The 16,277-nt window shown below is 36.4% G+C and carries 15 protein-coding genes and 1 riboswitch; of the genes, 4 read left to right on the top strand and 11 right to left on the bottom strand.

The genetic code is table 11. The features are described from left to right. Nucleotides 1-7 precede the first annotated feature (7 nt). Nucleotides 8-985 carry a LacI family DNA-binding transcriptional regulator gene (locus ACUN28_RS02070; protein ID WP_016136948.1) on the bottom strand — a complete coding sequence of 326 codons (978 nt, stop codon included), beginning with the start codon at nt 983-985 and terminating at the stop codon, nt 8-10. A 97-nt stretch (nt 986-1,082) separates the two neighbouring features. On the opposite strand from ACUN28_RS02070, the gene ACUN28_RS02065 reads away from it, so the two are divergent. Continuing rightward, nucleotides 1,083-1,709 carry a YczE/YyaS/YitT family protein gene (locus tag ACUN28_RS02065; RefSeq protein WP_016085405.1) on the top strand — a complete coding sequence of 209 codons (627 nt, stop codon included), beginning with the start codon at nt 1,083-1,085 and terminating at the stop codon, nt 1,707-1,709. A 23-nt stretch (nt 1,710-1,732) separates the two neighbouring features. On the opposite strand, the gene ACUN28_RS02060 is transcribed toward ACUN28_RS02065, so the two are convergent. From ACUN28_RS02060 to ACUN28_RS02050, 3 genes are all read right to left on the bottom strand, one after another. Then, nucleotides 1,733-3,028, bottom strand: a complete 1,296-nt coding sequence (locus ACUN28_RS02060; RefSeq protein ID WP_016085404.1) for a homoserine dehydrogenase — start codon at nt 3,026-3,028, stop codon at nt 1,733-1,735. A gap of 139 nt (nt 3,029-3,167) precedes the next feature. After that, nucleotides 3,168-4,073 carry a homoserine O-acetyltransferase MetA gene (gene metA / locus ACUN28_RS02055; protein WP_016085403.1) on the bottom strand — a complete coding sequence of 302 codons (906 nt, stop codon included), beginning with the start codon at nt 4,071-4,073 and terminating at the stop codon, nt 3,168-3,170. Beyond that, on the bottom strand, nt 4,057-5,355 hold the full coding sequence (locus tag ACUN28_RS02050) for a bifunctional O-acetylhomoserine aminocarboxypropyltransferase/cysteine synthase (RefSeq protein ID WP_016085402.1): 1,299 nt from the start codon (nt 5,353-5,355) through the stop codon (nt 4,057-4,059). Before ACUN28_RS02050 ends, metA begins: the two co-directional genes overlap by 17 nt. Before the next feature lie 93 nt (nt 5,356-5,448). Further along, nucleotides 5,449-5,553: riboswitch (SAM riboswitch) on the bottom strand. A gap of 319 nt (nt 5,554-5,872) precedes the next feature. Between ACUN28_RS02050 and ACUN28_RS02045 the strand changes: the two genes are divergently transcribed. Then, nucleotides 5,873-7,102: a chloride channel protein gene (locus ACUN28_RS02045; protein ID WP_016085400.1), complete on the top strand. Its 1,230-nt coding sequence runs from the start codon at nt 5,873-5,875 to the stop codon at nt 7,100-7,102. Between the two features lie 43 nt (nt 7,103-7,145). Here ACUN28_RS02045 and ACUN28_RS02040 read toward each other — a convergent pair whose 3' ends face one another. Next, on the bottom strand, nt 7,146-7,841 hold the full coding sequence (locus ACUN28_RS02040) for a YjjG family noncanonical pyrimidine nucleotidase (protein ID WP_016085399.1): 696 nt from the start codon (nt 7,839-7,841) through the stop codon (nt 7,146-7,148). A 106-nt stretch (nt 7,842-7,947) separates the two neighbouring features. Between ACUN28_RS02040 and ACUN28_RS02035 the strand changes: the two genes are divergently transcribed. Continuing rightward, a complete protein-coding gene (locus ACUN28_RS02035; protein WP_016085398.1) occupies nt 7,948-8,619 on the top strand; it encodes a transcriptional regulator YeiL in 672 nt (223 codons plus the stop codon). 63 nt (nt 8,620-8,682) lie between these two features. Here ACUN28_RS02035 and ACUN28_RS02030 read toward each other — a convergent pair whose 3' ends face one another. From ACUN28_RS02030 to ACUN28_RS02020, 3 genes are all read right to left on the bottom strand, one after another. After that, complete coding sequence (locus ACUN28_RS02030; RefSeq protein WP_016085397.1) at nt 8,683-9,309, bottom strand: FMN-dependent NADH-azoreductase; 627 nt, start codon at nt 9,307-9,309, stop codon at nt 8,683-8,685. Nucleotides 9,310-9,498: 189 nt separating this feature from the next. Next, nucleotides 9,499-10,146: a response regulator gene (locus ACUN28_RS02025; RefSeq protein WP_016085396.1), complete on the bottom strand. Its 648-nt coding sequence runs from the start codon at nt 10,144-10,146 to the stop codon at nt 9,499-9,501. Between the two features lie 20 nt (nt 10,147-10,166). Then, entirely contained in the window at nt 10,167-11,717 is a 1,551-nt protein-coding gene (locus tag ACUN28_RS02020) for a GAF domain-containing sensor histidine kinase (RefSeq protein ID WP_016085395.1), read from the bottom strand. Between the two features lie 134 nt (nt 11,718-11,851). Between ACUN28_RS02020 and pdxK the strand changes: the two genes are divergently transcribed. Continuing rightward, complete coding sequence (pdxK, locus tag ACUN28_RS02015) at nt 11,852-12,676, top strand: pyridoxine/pyridoxal/pyridoxamine kinase (protein ID WP_000174251.1); 825 nt, start codon at nt 11,852-11,854, stop codon at nt 12,674-12,676. A gap of 83 nt (nt 12,677-12,759) precedes the next feature. Here the strand turns inward: pdxK and ACUN28_RS02010 are convergent, their stop codons facing one another. The 3 genes from ACUN28_RS02010 to cstA all read right to left on the bottom strand — a co-directional run bounded on the left by ACUN28_RS02010 (nt 12,760) and on the right by cstA (nt 16,230). After that, a complete protein-coding gene (locus ACUN28_RS02010; RefSeq protein ID WP_016085394.1) occupies nt 12,760-13,815 on the bottom strand; it encodes a diguanylate cyclase in 1,056 nt (351 codons plus the stop codon). 143 nt (nt 13,816-13,958) lie between these two features. Then, nucleotides 13,959-14,162: a YbdD/YjiX family protein gene (locus ACUN28_RS02005; RefSeq protein ID WP_016085393.1), complete on the bottom strand. Its 204-nt coding sequence runs from the start codon at nt 14,160-14,162 to the stop codon at nt 13,959-13,961. After that, nucleotides 14,155-16,230 (bottom strand): carbon starvation protein CstA, encoded by a 2,076-nt coding sequence (cstA, locus tag ACUN28_RS02000; RefSeq protein WP_016085392.1) that lies wholly within the window; start codon nt 16,228-16,230, stop codon nt 14,155-14,157. The genes ACUN28_RS02005 and cstA overlap by 8 nt, the downstream gene beginning before the upstream one ends. Between the last annotated feature and the right edge of the window lie 47 nt (nt 16,231-16,277).

Below are 16,277 nucleotides of genomic sequence, written 5' to 3'. Positions count from 1 at the left end.
TTATCTATTATGTTGTTTCCCTATGTACTAATTCTGGCAATAACTCTACGTGCTTTACATCTATTTTCTCATCATTAATCTTTTCATATAATAATTCAAATGCCTTCACGCCTACATTTTTACTAGAATATGAAATCGTCGTAATGCCTAAAATATCTGCCACATCTTGATCATCACAGCCGATAATCGTAATATCTTCTGGAATACGAATTCCTTGTTTTTTCGCCTCTGTTACCATACCCGCTGCAATATGGTTGCAAGATACAAGAAACGCCGTCGGTTTTACAGACATACGAGCCCATTCTCTGACTACATTACGCCCATCTTCCACCGTAAAACAGCCCTTAAACTTCCAGGCCTCTATCGGTGTTATAGCAACCTGTTGAAGCGAATCCTCATATGCTTGTTTTCTTCTCTGACTATTAATACTATTATTTCTTCCAATACAATACCCAATACTTGTATGGCCAGCATCTATTAAGCTCTTCATCCCGCGCGAAAAGACTTTATAGTAATCAATATGCACACTCGAAATGAAATTCGATTCTATTTCTTCACACATAACAATTGGACCAAATTTCGTATATTCTTCAAGCTTTTCCTTACTATTTGCCCGGGAACATATAATAACCCCATCAAGCTTTTTCATTTTTAACATATTCAAAATTTCTAATTCTCTTTCCTCACTATAATTCGTCTGACAAAGCATCATATTATAATTATTTTTTGCTGTTTCCTTTGATATTCCCTCGATAATAGCGCTATAATATTGATCATTTACGTGCGGTAATAAAACGCCAATGACATTCGTTTTTCCTTTCACTAAATGAATTGCATTCACATTTTGCGTATAATTTAATTCTTCTATAATTGCTAAAATTTCTTTTCGTTTCTGTTCATTCACATATGGATGATTATTCAGTACACGTGAAACAGTTGAAACAGATACCCCAGCAAGTTCAGCAATCTTTCTTATATTCGTCATCTCATTTTCCCCTTCTCGCAAAAATTCTCCCTTGACCTGGTAAGCTTTCCACAATATATCCTTTCCTAGCAAATACATTTTGAAAGGATATACAACTATGCTTCGATTCAAATTAGAATATATATTTTTCATTGGTGGTCTACTTATTCTCGCCATCGGTATTAATATGATGACGACAATTACTTCCTTTGGACTTAGCCCTTATGATTCCTTCTTTATTGCACTATATCAAAATTTTGGGATAAGTATCGGTTTTTGGATTTTCATGATTAATTTTGCATTTACACTTATCGTACTCTTTTGGAATAAAAAACAAATAACAATTGGTACAATTGTGACGATGGTTCTTATTTCGCTTTTTGTTGATTGGATTGGTTCCATTACAACTATTATGGACGCTATCCGCTCTCTTCCAAAATATATAACACTTATTTGTGGAAATCTATTTGTTGGAGCTGGAATCGGTCTTTACGTCTCTACAAACCTTTGCGCGGCGCCTCAAGAAGCTTTCGTTTTAACCGTTGCTGAGAAAAAGAAGTGGACGTTTAGAAGAACAGAAATTTCATTAGCGTTTTTATTTTTAACATTAAGCTTTTTATTGGATGGACCTATCTATTTTGGAACAATCATCTTATCCTTTACAACAGGCTGGATTATCCAAGCATTTATTCAAATTGGCACGCAGATTTTAAATAGAAAAAAACCTATTAAGCAAGCTGCTTAATAGGTTTTTTATTAGAGGAGATACTACTTAGCATCCCCTTCAATTCGATAGTTTGCTTTCAAACAATCTATTTCTTCATACCCTTGCAATGTATGTAGAATGTACTCGTAATCAGCAAGAGACGCACGATGCGTTACAATTACAATTTCAGCTTTTCCTTTCTCTTCAAGCGGCATTTGAATTATCTTTTCAAAACTAACACCACGCTCAGAGAACAATGAAGTAATTTTTGCAAATACACCAATTTCATCTTTTACATGAAGTCTTAAAAACTTCTTCACAACAATTTCGTCTGGCTCTTTTAATACCTTTTTATACTGCGGGGATACCGCACTATTTCCGTTTACACCTAATCGAATATTTTGCATTACAGCTACTAAATCTGAAACAACAGCTGTTGCTGTTGGTAAACTTCCTGCACCTGGTCCATAAAACATCGTTTCCCCGACCGCTTCACCGTACACATATACAGCGTTATATTCATTTTGCACGGCCGCAAGAGGATGTGTATTTGGAAGTAGCGTCGGTTCAACTGTAACCTCTAATTTTTCACCATCCCGCTTCGCAAGACCGATTAATTTAATCGTGTATCCTAAACTCTTACTGTATTCAATATCTTCCTCTGTAATAGAAGTAATCCCTTTTACCTTCACATCTCCAAGCTCTACATTTGTAGAGAAACCAAGGGTAGCCAAAATTGTCATTTTTCTTGCCGCATCTAAACCTTCCACATCTGATGTTGGATCTGCTTCTGCAAATCCAAGTTGCTGAGCTTCTTTTAACACGTCGTTATATGCTCTCCCTTCATCTGACATTTTCGTCAAAATAAAATTTGTCGTTCCATTTACAATTCCCATTACTTTCGTAATAAGATCGGAAGAAAGTCCTTCTACGATACTTCGTAAAATCGGAATCCCTCCAGCTACACTTGCTTCATAAAACAAATCAGCTTTATTATCTTTTGCTACCGCTAAGAGTTCCGCACCATGTAACGCCATTAAATCTTTATTGGCAGTCACAACATGCTTCCCACTTTGTAAAGCTTGCAAAATATATACTTTTGCATCATCAATGCCACCCATCACTTCAATGACAACGTCAATATTTGGATTATCTAAAATTTCATTTGCATCTTGTGTTAATAGAGTAGAAGGTACCTCTACCTCTCTCTCTTTTTCAATATTTTGTACTAGTACTTTCGTTACTTTTACAGGACAACCTACTTGGTGTATAAGTCGCTCTTGATGATCTGTAATGATACGAACTACACCACTACCAACTGTCCCAAGACCTAATAAACCAACTTGAATTTCTTTCATAATACTGTCCACCCCTCAAAAATTGTGTTTAGATGAAATTATATGAGTAAAAAATCTGAAAAACAATGTTTTTTGAACATTCGGAAAAATATAAGCTGATCTTTACAAAGAAAACGTTACCACGTGTTACACAATCTTTTTATAGTACATAAGGGGTTTCTTGATACACGTAATAATTCAGCCAATTAGAGAATAATAGATTCCCATGGCTCCTCCACCTTACAAGTGGTTTCTCATTTGGATTATTATGCTTAAAATAATTTTTCGGCACATCAATATTTAACCCTTTTTGGCGGTCCCGTTCATATTCTTGCTTTAACGTATCACAACTATATTCACTATGCCCGAGCGCAAACACTTGTCTTCCTTCTTGCCCAATAACAAGGTGCACACCCGCTTCCTCAGAGTTTGCTAATAATGTTAATTCTTTCACCTCTCTAATATCACTCTCTCGTACTTCTGTATGACGAGAATGCGGGGCGAAAAACAATTCATCAAACCCTTGTAACAATTTCACATGTTGCTCACGGACTTCATGTTCAAATACACCGAACATTTTTTCCTTAAGAGGATACTTTGGAACGCCGTAATGATGATATAAACCAGCCTGTGCCCCCCAGCAAATATGAAGCGTAGATGTTACATTCTCTTTTGAATACTCCATAATACGTTTAAGCTCTTCCCAATAATCTACTTCTTCAAAAGAAAGAGTTTCAACTGGTGCTCCCGTAATAATAAGTCCATCAAATTTCTCATTCTCAATATCACGAAATGTTTTATAGAAACTCGTTAAATGTTCCTGTGCTACATTACGGGACAAATGCGATTCCATATGAAGCAAATGAACATCTAATTGCAACGGTGTGTTGCCAATTAAACGAAGTAATTGCGCCTCTGTTTCTTGCTTTGTAGGCATTAAATTTAATATAGCAATTTTCAATGCCCGGATATCTTGTGTTTCTGCTCGCTCCTTCGTCATTACAAAAATATTTTCCTTCTGCAACACTTTGCGAGCTGGTAAATCTTTATCAATTATGATCGGCATGTTCTTTGCCTCCGACTAGCGCTGCTTCTAAATCTGCAATAATATCAGAAACATCTTCTATACCGACCGATAAACGAATTAAATCTGATGTGACGCCAGCTAAACGCTGATCCTCAGCACTTAATTGTCTATGCGTTGTGCTAGCAGGATGTATGACGCAAGTTCGCGCATCAGCTACATGCGTTACGAGAGTTGCTAGTTTTACATTTGCGATAAATTCTTTCGCTGCTTCTAATCCCCCTTTAATGCCGAATGTTAAAACACCACTAGCACCTTTCTTCAAATACGTTTGTGCTAACGAGTAATTTTCATTACTATCTAATCCCGGATAATTCACCCATTCAATACGTTCATGGTTAGCAAGCCACTTAGCAACTGCGAGAGCATTTTCACTATGACGCTCCATTCTTAAATGCAGCGTTTCTAAGCCGATATTGCTAATATACGCATTGAATGGGCTCATACAGTTTCCGTAGTCTCTTAATAATTGAACACGTGCCTTCACAATATAAGCTGCTGCACCAAAATTTTGAACGTAACTTACGCCGTGATAACTTGGATCCGGTTCAACAAGTTCAGGATATTTCCCATTTGTCCAATCGAAGTTCCCTCCGTCAATAACAATGCCACCTAAAGAACTTGCATGACCATCAATATATTTCGTCGTAGAATGAACGATAATATTTGCTCCATGTTCAAATGCTTGGCATAAATAAGGAGTTGCTAATGTATTATCCACGATAAAAGGTACTTCCAACTCTTTCGCTGCATCTGAAAATTCTTTGAAATTTAGAACATTCATCGCTGGATTTCCTAACGATTCTGCATAAACAAGTTTCGTCTTATCATTAGCAAGGGCCACAATTTCATCAGCAGTTAAATTCGGATTAAAGAACGTAACATCAATACCAAGCTTACGCAAACTCACTCCAAATAAATTAAACGTTCCGCCATAAACTGTTGAAGAACAAAGCAAGTGGTCTCCGCTACTACAAATATTTAAAACGGCAAGCATAATAGCAGCCTGCCCAGAAGCCGTTGCAACAGCTCCTACACCACCCTCTAAATCCGCTAACTTTTGCTCAAATGCAGCTAAAGTAGGATTTCCAATACGCGTGTAGATATATCCTTCTGCCTCTAAATTAAATAGCGCCGCTAAATCATCCGAAGTATCGTATTTATACGTTGTACTTTGATAAAGCGGTAAAACACGCGGTTCACCATTCTTTGGTGTATAGCCACCTTGCACACAAATTGTTCCTTTTCCCCATGATTCTCCCATCTCTCATTCTCCTTTCTTTTATACAAAATAAAAAAACTGCTCCTTTCCTGAAAACAAGAAAGGAGCAGTTTGAAAACACGCTCTAAAGGCTCTTTCTTATCTTTCAGGATTATTACCTGCAGGATTTGGCACAATTCCGTTATACGGCTGTTGCCAAGGTTTCATCGGGCCTGTCCCTCCACCTTTTCTTGATAAGACTATGCAATTACCGTTGATTTTATAGCAATAATTTCCTAATGTCAATTGGTTTTTCTGAATGTTCAAAATTAATTACAAATAAGTTTACATGCATAACAAAAGAAATATATTCCATATTCATTTGAAAAAGACCTTTTAAAACCCCCGATTAATATATAGAATTAAATACGTAGTTTAACTGTATACATTCCAAATTCTCACGAGACCTCAATATATTGAATAAGCCAACCTCTCAAAAAGATACTATACATATTCATCTCATTTCGCAGTAGTATATTTAATCCTTTCGACATTAAAACTTACATAACGGAGGTATCACATGACAAATACAAAAGACATGCACTATATGCTCGTCCTATACGGCATTCTTTTAGGCTCTATAGTAGGAGCAACAGTCTGGTTATTTTTAGTTACAATAAATATCGGCATTCACTTTATTTGGGGATACTTACCTACTATTTTCTCTTCTCCCCCTTATTACACTATTTGTGTAACAACTATCGGTGGGATTCTCGTTGGTTTAACCCAAAAATACTTCGGCACATATCCACGTCTTATGCCGGAAGTAATGGGTGAATATAAAAAAACAGGTAGAATTGAATACCGTTTTGTACATAAAGCTACTTTAACTGCGATTATCGTTTTAATATTTGGAGCTAGCTTAGGTCCCGAAGCAGCACTTGTTGGAATTATCGGTGGACTTTGTACATGGGTAGGCGATCGCTTTACATTCGCCTTAAAAGGAATGAATGAACTAACAGAGGTTGGAATCGGTGCTACTTTAAGTGTAATTTTTAACGCGCCATTATTCGGTTATTTAGCTCCAAATGAAAATGAGGGTGAGCAAATTAACGAATTTTCTAAAGGAAAAAAAGCAATTGTATATTTAGCTACCACTTTCGCTGGTTTTTCCGTTTATTTATTACTTAGTAAATTCGATAATCGTGGATCCTTTATCGTTGATTTTGGGGAGGGTTCCCTATCTCTTAATGAATGGATTGCCTTTCTACCACTTGCTAGTATTGGTGCTATAGTTGGATTCTTTTATTTCAAATTAGAATTCACATTAGAGAAATTAATCCATCCCTTAAAAGAATATAAACTATCACTTGGAATTATCGGTGGTATTTTATTAGGAATTACAGGAACTTTTCTCCCGTACACGTTATTCTCCGGAGAACATCAATTAAAAGATTTAGTCGTTGAATGGAGCCATTTATCCTTCTGGGTACTACTTCTTTCAGGGATTTTAAAATTATGTATTACTGCTGTTTGTTTAAATACAGGTTGGCGTGGCGGGCATATTTTCCCGATTATATTTGCTGGATCTAGTATCGGATATGCTATAGCTTCCATTATCCCTATAGATCCAATCGCTTCGGTAGCCATCGTAACAACAGCAATTTCAAGCTATGCATTAAGAAAACCAATTGCTATAACATTACTATTGCTCATGTTTTTCCCGCTCAACTTACTATTCCCGATGCTTGGAGCGGCAGCGATTGGTAATGCATTTCCACTTCCTAAAAACAACGAAACTACAAGCTAATACAAATAGGCAGTAGGGACAAAAGTTCCACTGCCTATTTTCATTACACACGCTGCTTCAATATTGCATATAACTCTTCAAAATTTTGTACTTCATATGTTGGCACAATCTCGCTATTATTTGATTTCTTTTCTGGATTAAACCAACAAGTGTCAATTCCCGCTACATATCCACCTTTAATATCAGCGCTTAACGAATCCCCAATAATGAGCCCTTCTTCAGGAGCAAAATTAGGAATTCGTTCAAAAACATAATCAAAATACTCTTTCATCGGCTTTTGGAATCCTGTATCTTCGGAAACGAAAACATCTTGAAACAAGGTATGTAATCCTGCATTACGTAAACGTTTATCTTGCGTCTTAGAAATACCATTTGTCACTATATATAAATCGTACTCACTTTGAATTTGACTTATAAATTCAAACGCGCCTTGTATAAGTTGATTCCCTTCTTCTAAGTAACTGCGATAATTATTTTCGAATAATATCCCATCTACTTCTTCCCCGTATTCTTTAAACAAAATCGAAAACCGTGTATTTACAACTTCATCACGGTTCATTTTACCTTCTTCAAAAGCATCCCAAAGACTTTTATTAATTGTTTTATACTGCACTTCAACCTCGCTAGTTAGAGGAATCCCTTTCTCTTCAAAAAGCATACGTAACGCCATTTTCTCTGCCTTCTGAAAATCTAACAATGTATCATCTACATCAAATAATAGTGTTTTATATTTTTTCATAGGCCCCTCACACTCTCTTTTCTACAAAAACAAATTTACATAAATCGTATCATTCTTTCTTGTAAAAATAATAGGAGATATCTCATACTAAACATGAGGTGAAAATATGAAAGTCAGCAAAAATAGCAAAGAAATCTCTCATTCCATACAAAATTACAACTTCCACACTCTTTTTTCTTTTGATGTCTTACCGTATGCTGAACTACATTCCTTTCAAAAGAAAGAAAAGATATGTACTGAAGGGGTTGATGTTCCTTATCTTTATTACTTAATTTCCGGGAAGGCAAAAATATATATGAGTCACAAAAACGGAAGGGTCTCCTTAATTAACTTTATTCAAGCACCTTCGTTCATTGGAGAATTAGGGCTAATTGGCGTAGAATCCGTTACGAAAACGGTAGAAGTAATTGAAGATTGTATATGCTTAGCGCTTCCTCTTAAAGATTGCCAGCATCTTTTATTGCAAGATGCTATCTTTCTACAGAAACTATGCAAATTTATCGGCGAAAAAACAATTACCCGAACAGAAAGTTACGCCAAAAACAATAGTTATCCGTTCGAAAACCGGTTAGCAGCCTTTATTCTATTAACAGAACAAAGTAACAGTTATACCGAAAAACATACCGAGGCTTCAGAATACTTAAATGTCAGCTACCGTCATCTTTTATATGTGTTAAACCAGTTTTGCCAGCAAAATTATTTAAAAAAGGATGGAAGAATCTATTACATACAAGATCGAATTCAATTAGAAACACTGGCTGACGAACTTAAAATATAAAAAAAGTAGCATTAACGTTTACATGTTAATGCTACTTTTTTCGAGTGACGATTCTATTTTTAATTAAAATTTGCTTGCTACTTTAGCTGCTTCTTCAAGACCAGCTGTAATAATCTCTTCTGCTTTATCCGGGAATTGATTATGCCCTTCAATAACTACTGTTTCCATATTTGTTGCACCGAAGAAGCCCATCATGCTTGCTACATATTTAACAGCCATTTCTACTGCAGCTGCTGGGCCTTCAGAATATACACCACCGCGCGCGTTTAATAATGCAATCTTCTTATCTCCAATTAGACCAACTGGACCTTCTGGCGTATATTTAAACGTTTTACCAGCACGGTTTAAATAATCGATATATGTGTGTAGTACTGCTGGAATCGTTAAGTTCCATAATGGGAAACCGAAAACAACTTTATCAGCTTCTAGGAATTGATTTAAGTACTTATCAGCAACTGCTACTGCTTTTGCTTCTTCTTCTGTTAAATCAAATCCTTTACCTGCTTTGAATGTACCATTAATCATGTCTACGCCTACGTATGGTAATTCTTCTTTATATAAATCAAGTTCTACTACTGTATCATTTGGATGTGCTTCTTTGTAATTTGCTAAAAATGCCTCATATAATTTCACACTAACTGCTTGTTCCGCTGGGCGGTTGTTTGCTTTTACAAATAAAACTGTTGCCATTGTTTTTCCTCCTAGTACTCACTCTTTTGTTGTTATATGCTTTCAAAAAGGTATCCCTTGTAATTGTTGTTTTGTTGCTTACAAACATATTTTATCTTTATATCAAGACGATTTCGTCCTCACATAGACGTATTTTTCCATAAAAAAAGTCCACCTTCTAAAGGCGAACTAGGTCTTACGACTTTCGTCTTATACAACCCCATTTCTCACTGCATATAATGCTGCTTGCGTGCGATCGGATAAGTTTAATTTACTCAAAATACTACTTACATGCGCTTTTACCGTTTTTTCTGTAATAACTAAAACAGAAGCTATTTCTTTATTACTCATCCCTTTCGCTAATAGCTGCAACACTTCATTTTCTCTCGCTGTTAGCACATCCACTTGAATAGAAGGTTCTTCTTCTTTTTCTTCCACAGGTAATGTTTGAGAGAGAAGGGCATTTGCTATATCCGGATGTAATTGAATATTACCTTTATATGCGCTTCGAATAGCTTCAACAAGCTGATCCGGTTCTACATCTTTTAAAATATAGCCGCTCGCTCCCGCCCTTAACGCTGGTAAAACATGCGCCTGATCAGAAAAACTAGTTAATACAATTACTTTCACATCCGGATATTCTTTTTTGATACACGCCGTCGCCTCAACACCATCCATTTCGGGCATATATAAATCCATTAGTACAACATCAGGATTTGTCTCCCCTACTTTCACTAATGCTTCTTTCCCATTATTTGCTTCTCCAACTAATTCTAAATCTTCCTGTGTACTTAAGAAAAATGCTAACCCTTTTAAAACGACTGTATGATCATCAACTAACAATACTTTTATTTTCACAAACTTCCCTCATTTTCACATCATAATGGTACGTTTACTTTTACACTTGTTCTTTTCTTATCACTTACAATTTTAATTGTTCCACCAACTAATTCTACTCTTTCCCGCATCGTAGTCATGCCGAGTGATTTCTTCTTTTGTATGTCCTTTTCTATAAACCCATTACCGTGATCTACTATTTCTAATGATACATTTTTCTCAGTTATTTTAACGTAAACTGTCGCTTCTTTTACACCCGCATGCTTACTTACATTGTTTAGCGCTTCTTGTCCAATGCGCCATAATGATTCTTCTACTACACGTGGTAAATCACGAACACCCGTAACTTGTTCCCTAATTTTCAGTCCCAAGTTTTCACCGTACTGCTTTAAAGCTGGTAATAAGCCTTTTTCTAATCCTGCCGGACGAAGCTGCCAAATTAATGTTCTCATTTCCTTTAAAGCTCCTTGCGCTAGTTCACGCATCTCATGCAAAGATTGATCTACCTTTTCATTTTGACCTTTTAAAACTGCTTCAGCACCTTTTGTCATAAAGGTTAATGAAAATAATTTTTGCGAAACAGAATCATGTAAATCTCTCGCTAATCGGTTTCTTTCTTCCATTCGTACGAGTTCACGGCGCTGTTCGTTTAACCTTAAATTCTCTATTATTAATGAAACATGGTTCGATAATGCTTGAATTACATCTATTGTATTAACATCAAATTCTCCATTATTTAAACTAACACATAAAACACCAAACATATGATTTTGAATATGTATTGGCGTAGTAATAACAGCTCCATTTAGATGTTTTACTAGAACTGGCTCATCTTGTTCTAACGCCTTCTTTGCCGCTTCTTTTACACCCTCTTGTAACTCTCCCTGACCATAAGAAGCTCGCAAAGATAATTCTTTTTCTTCCCTAATAAAAAATGCCACTTGATTCCATTGAAATACTTCACCTACGTAATTTACCACCTTTTCAGGTAATACATTAAACTTATGAATCGTTTTTAAAGCTTGAATAAAACGCTCCAATTTCACATAATAATGTGCCCTTCGCTTTTCGTTTTCATATAATTTTGTTCGCTTTAAAGCCGTCCCAATTTGGAAGGCAACCGATTGGAGCAATACTAATTCTTCTTCTGAAAAATGTGTTTTACCTGGGCTTGCTACATTTAAAACACCAAATTTTTCTCCTCCAGCTTTTAAAGGAACTGTAGCATGATGAAGAATCCCCTCTGTATCTCCCCAATTGTATTCAATTGCATTATTAATTCTTTTACATTCAATAATATTAACTGCTCGCTCTAATTTTCCATCTACAAAACCACGTAAACACCAACATTCACCTTCACACATCGGGCGTTTGTTTTCATATGTAAGTGCCTCTGGTAACTGGTAATCAATCAACTTTGTATACTTCCCGTTTTCATCCGCAAGAAAAATCCATCCTGTCGTTAAACCTGTTACATTGAGCAATTTTTCTAACACTGCTTGCAATACATGATATGTATCATTTGATGTATTTAGCGTTTCTGCAATTTCTTTTAATATAACTAATTCATTTGTACGGTTATCTCGAAACATCCTCAGTCTCCCACATACAAGATTTTAAATCGCCTCTCAAGTAAATCATCTACTTTTCACTTTGTACTTATTCGTAACATTGATATAATGGTGAAAACATAGTTTTCATTATATCACTTGAGGGGGCTTTCATAATGACATTAAATAAAGCACTTACTATCGCTGGTTCTGATACAAGTGGCGGTGCTGGTATACAAGCAGATTTAAAAACATTCCAAGAACTTGGTGTATACGGAATGACATCTCTTACGACAATTGTAACGATGGATCCACATAACGGTTGGGCACATAACGTATTCCCAATCCCAGCTTCTACATTAAAACCACAATTAGAAACAACAATTGAAGGTGTTGGAGTAGATGCTTTAAAAACAGGCATGCTTGGATCAGTAGAAATTATTGAAATGGTTGCAGAAACAATCGAAAAACATAATTTCAAAAATGTAGTGGTTGACCCTGTTATGGTATGTAAAGGTGCAGATGAAGCATTACATCCTGAAACGAATGATTGCTTACGTGACGTTCTTGTTCCAAAAGCATTAGTTGTAACACCAAACTTATTTGAAGCTTACCAATTAAGTGGCGTAAAGATTAATTCTCTTGAGGACATGAAAGAAGCAGCGAAGAAAATCCACGCTTTAGGTGCGAAATACGTCCTAATTAAAGGTGGTAGCAAACTTGGTACGGAAACTGCAATCGACGTCCTATATGATGGAGAAACATTTGATCTTCTAGAATCAGAAAAAATCGATACGACAAATACACATGGCGCAGGTTGTACATATTCTGCTGCAATTACAGCAGAACTTGCAAAAGGAAAGCCTGTGAAAGAAGCAGTAAAAACTGCTAAAGAATTTATCACAGCTGCTATCCGTTATTCATTCAAGATCAACGAATACGTAGGCCCAACACATCACGGTGCATATCGTAAATTCGTTGCATCAAAAGAACTTGTCTAACCTATAAGTGAAAACACCCACAGAGAGTTCATATATTCCCTCTCTGTGGGTGTTTTTTATAAGCTCTTCCGGTCATCTTATCTTTAAGATACAGAACTGACCTGATTTCTACCATTTCTTTTCGAGTAATATAACGCGTCATCAGCAGCTTGAATAAATTGCTCTGGTGACTCTTCATACACTGAAATTCCTACTGAAACTGTAATTTTTATCTTTGTTCCATTTAACAATTGGAATGAATGTTTTTCAACAGCTGTGCGCACTTGTTCCCCCATACGCATTCCATAAGCTAACCCCTTCTGCGGTATCAAAAGCGCGAACTCCTCTCCACCCTTTCGAAAGACCAAATCTGGAAACGCTGAAACTTCTCGTAAAATACATCCTATTTGTCTTAATACTTCATCTCCTGCAGGATGCCCATACGTATCATTTACACACTTAAAGTGATCAATATCTATAAGTAGTAAACAAAGTGAATCATTTTTTATACGCTTACTACCAATATGACGATTCATTTCTAAATCAAACTGTCTTACGTTCCCTAAACCTGTCAATGCATCTATCGTTGCATACTGCTTCATCGTTTGAAATAACTCATTCGATTGCAATACGTAATTTGCGCTTATAAATGTGATATATGCTGCTATACTACTACAAACTAAATATAATGCCACTATAGATATATCCTTAAATAAAATAGAGAGTGGCACCGCTAAAATAGATAAACTATATACATTAAACCAAATCCACCTTGTAAAGATAGAAGCGTTCATCCGCCAAATGAAAATAACTCCAACACCTATCAATACAATCGTATAACAAGCCAATTCAGAGGCTAGAGAGTACTCGGTAAAAAATAATCGGGTAATTAAAATAATAGTAACTGTTATACTACTAGCTATCGGACCTCCAATTATAATTGCCAAAATAACAGCTAGATAACGTAGATCCAACATAATATCTTCAATATGTACACCAAAATGCATCAACAGTACACTTAATATTCCAGTAAGAGTACCTACTACACATTTCTGCCAAAAAGATAACCCTTCTTGTAACGGTCTATCTCTTAAAAGCTGACCTCCAATAAAGATAAAGGAAAGAATAATTGTTGTGTTTACAAATAAATCCCTTAACATAAAATAATCTCCCTACTTTTTCGTCTATACCTTTCCTTATTTTATTGTATACGAAATCCCTATAATTCCCAAAGCTTTTTATTTTTTCTGTTCCACGTGAAACAGAAAAAATAAAAAAGGGACGAAATTTCGTCCCTTTTTTATTAACAACAACGTGATATTTTTCCGCCCTTTGCATTAAATCTAGCTTCTTGCGCTTCTGCAAAAAATTGTTTTTGACATACAACTTCTTCTTCTGGATGATGCTTTTTCATGTGCTCTACATATGTTTCATAGCTTGGTACCCCAACAAGTAAACTAATAAAGTGTTTCCTTTGTCCCCATACTTGCCGCAATTTTTTAAGCATAGTTCCTCGACTCACTTTCATCTCTAGGGATATATGGTGCCTCTTTTAGCGGCATCGGCTTATTTCTTAATACTTGAATCCAAATTCGAATTGCAGAAATTAATACAGCGATTACAACTATCATAAAAATCCCGCAAAGTGCCGCATCAATATAATCATTGAAAATAATTTGTTTCATTTGAGCGACATTTTTAGCTGGCGCTAACACTTTCCCCTCATCTAGTGCTCCCTGAAACACCTTTGCGTGGGATAGAAATCCTATTTTAGGATTTTCATGAAATAGCTTTTGATAACCCGCCGTCATCGTTACAATAAGCAATCCGACAGTTGGAATAAGCGTCACCCAAACATATGCCTTTTTCCCCATTTTGAACAAAATTGTTGTTCCAAGTAATAATGCAATACCTGCTAACATTTGATTTGCAATACCGAACAGTGGCCATAATGTATTAATTCCACCAAGCGGATCTACTACCCCTTGATATAAGAAATAACCCCATCCTAATACACATAACGTTGTAGCTATTACATTCGCTAATGTAGAATCCGTTTTCGCAAATGGCTTATATACATGCCCTAAAATATCTTGAATCATAAATCGGCCTACACGCGTTCCAGCATCAATCGTTGTTAAGATGAATAGCGCTTCAAAGAGAATCGCAAAATGATACCAAAATGCCATCATGGCCGTTCCACCTATTACTTGTGAGAAAATATATGCCATACCTATCGCTAACGTTGGCGCACCACCTGTACGTGATAAAATTGTTTGCTCCCCAACGTTTACAGCAAGATCTTTTAGTTCATTTGGTGTAATAGCAAATCCCCATGAAGAAATAACTTGAGCTGCCTGCGAGACATCCGTACCAATAAGTGCTGCGGGACTATTAATCGCAAAATAAGTTCCCGGCGTTAATACACAAGCTGCAATCATCGCCATCGCCGCTACAAATGACTCCATTAACATTGCTCCATAACCGATTGGCTGTGCGTGTCCCTCTTGTTCAATCATTTTTGGCGTCGTACCTGATGAAACGAGAGCATGGAAGCCAGACACCGCACCACAAGCAATTGTAATAAATAAGAACGGGAATAAGTTTCCAGGGAAAACAGGACCTGTTCCATCGATAAATTTCGAAACTGCTGGCATTTGTAAATCTGGTGCTACAATTAAAATACCGATTGCTAATCCAACAATTGTTCCGACTTTTAAAAATGTACTTAAATAATCACGTGGTGCTAAAAGCATCCAAACTGGTAATGCCGATGCGATAAATCCATATACAATCAGCATAATAGCAATCGTTTCACCGCTAAACGTGAACATATTTGCAAGCGTTGGATTTTCCGCCACATACTGTCCTCCAATAAGAGACAGTATAAGTAGAACAATTCCGATTACTGACCCTTCCCCAACCCGTCCAGGCCTAATGTAGCGCATGTACACTCCCATTAAAATAGCAATAGGAATCGTTGCTGCTATCGTAAACATTCCCCACGGACTTCCGACAAGTGCCTTTACTACTACTAATGCTAATACCGCTAATAAAATAATCATAATGCCTAAAATACCTATCATTGCAATAAGCCCTGTAACAGGACCAATCTCATCTTTAATCATTTCTCCTAAAGATTTACCATTCCGTCTCATCGAAGCAAATAAAATGACAAAATCTTGCACAGCTCCAGCGACAACTACCCCAACAATAATCCATATTGTCCCTGGTAAATATCCCATTTGTGCCGCCAAAATTGGTCCTACTAAAGGCCCTGCCCCAGCAATTGCTGCAAAATGGTGCCCAAATAATACCCACTTATTTGTCGGAACATAATCTTTTCCATCGTTTAATGTATGGGCTGGCGTTTGCCGATTATTATCTAAACCGAATACCTTTCTCGCTATAAATCTACTATAAAAGCGATAAGCCACTGCATACACACATACCGCAGCTACTAGGAGCCACACGGCATTAATAGTTTCACCTTGTGATAAAGCTATTACACCAAAAGCACCTGCTCCTACTGCTGCAATAACTCCCCATAGTAAAATCGACTTCAATGTTTTCACATACAATCCCCCCAATACTATTGCTTAGTGGGATTGTACTAAATTTT

The sequence above is a fragment of the Bacillus sp. WC2507 genome, assembly GCF_052656125.1.
Note: the sequence above shows the minus strand (reverse complement) of the source record. Positions and strands in the feature narration are given on the sequence as shown.

Coding starts and splice junctions, on each gene's coding strand:
- ACUN28_RS02010 (WP_016085394.1), bottom strand. CDS start 13,815: ATGTTAAGGGATTTATTTGTAAACACAACAATTATTCTTTCCTTTATC.
- ACUN28_RS02040 (WP_016085399.1), bottom strand. CDS start 7,841: ATGAAAAAATATAAAACACTATTATTTGATGTAGATGATACATTGTTA.
- ACUN28_RS02020 (WP_016085395.1), bottom strand. CDS start 11,717: ATGTTTCGAGATAACCGTACAAATGAATTAGTTATATTAAAAGAAATT.
- ACUN28_RS02030 (WP_016085397.1), bottom strand. CDS start 9,309: ATGGCAACAGTTTTATTTGTAAAAGCAAACAACCGCCCAGCGGAACAA.
- metA (WP_016085403.1), bottom strand. CDS start 4,073: ATGCCGATCATAATTGATAAAGATTTACCAGCTCGCAAAGTGTTGCAG.
- ACUN28_RS02060 (WP_016085404.1), bottom strand. CDS start 3,028: ATGAAAGAAATTCAAGTTGGTTTATTAGGTCTTGGGACAGTTGGTAGT.
- ACUN28_RS02045 (WP_016085400.1), top strand. CDS start 5,873: ATGACAAATACAAAAGACATGCACTATATGCTCGTCCTATACGGCATT.
- pdxK (WP_000174251.1), top strand. CDS start 11,852: ATGACATTAAATAAAGCACTTACTATCGCTGGTTCTGATACAAGTGGC.
- ACUN28_RS02050 (WP_016085402.1), bottom strand. CDS start 5,355: ATGGGAGAATCATGGGGAAAAGGAACAATTTGTGTGCAAGGTGGCTAT.
- ACUN28_RS02065 (WP_016085405.1), top strand. CDS start 1,083: ATGCTTCGATTCAAATTAGAATATATATTTTTCATTGGTGGTCTACTT.
- ACUN28_RS02070 (WP_016136948.1), bottom strand. CDS start 985: ATGACGAATATAAGAAAGATTGCTGAACTTGCTGGGGTATCTGTTTCA.
- ACUN28_RS02005 (WP_016085393.1), bottom strand. CDS start 14,162: ATGCTTAAAAAATTGCGGCAAGTATGGGGACAAAGGAAACACTTTATT.
- ACUN28_RS02035 (WP_016085398.1), top strand. CDS start 7,948: ATGAAAGTCAGCAAAAATAGCAAAGAAATCTCTCATTCCATACAAAAT.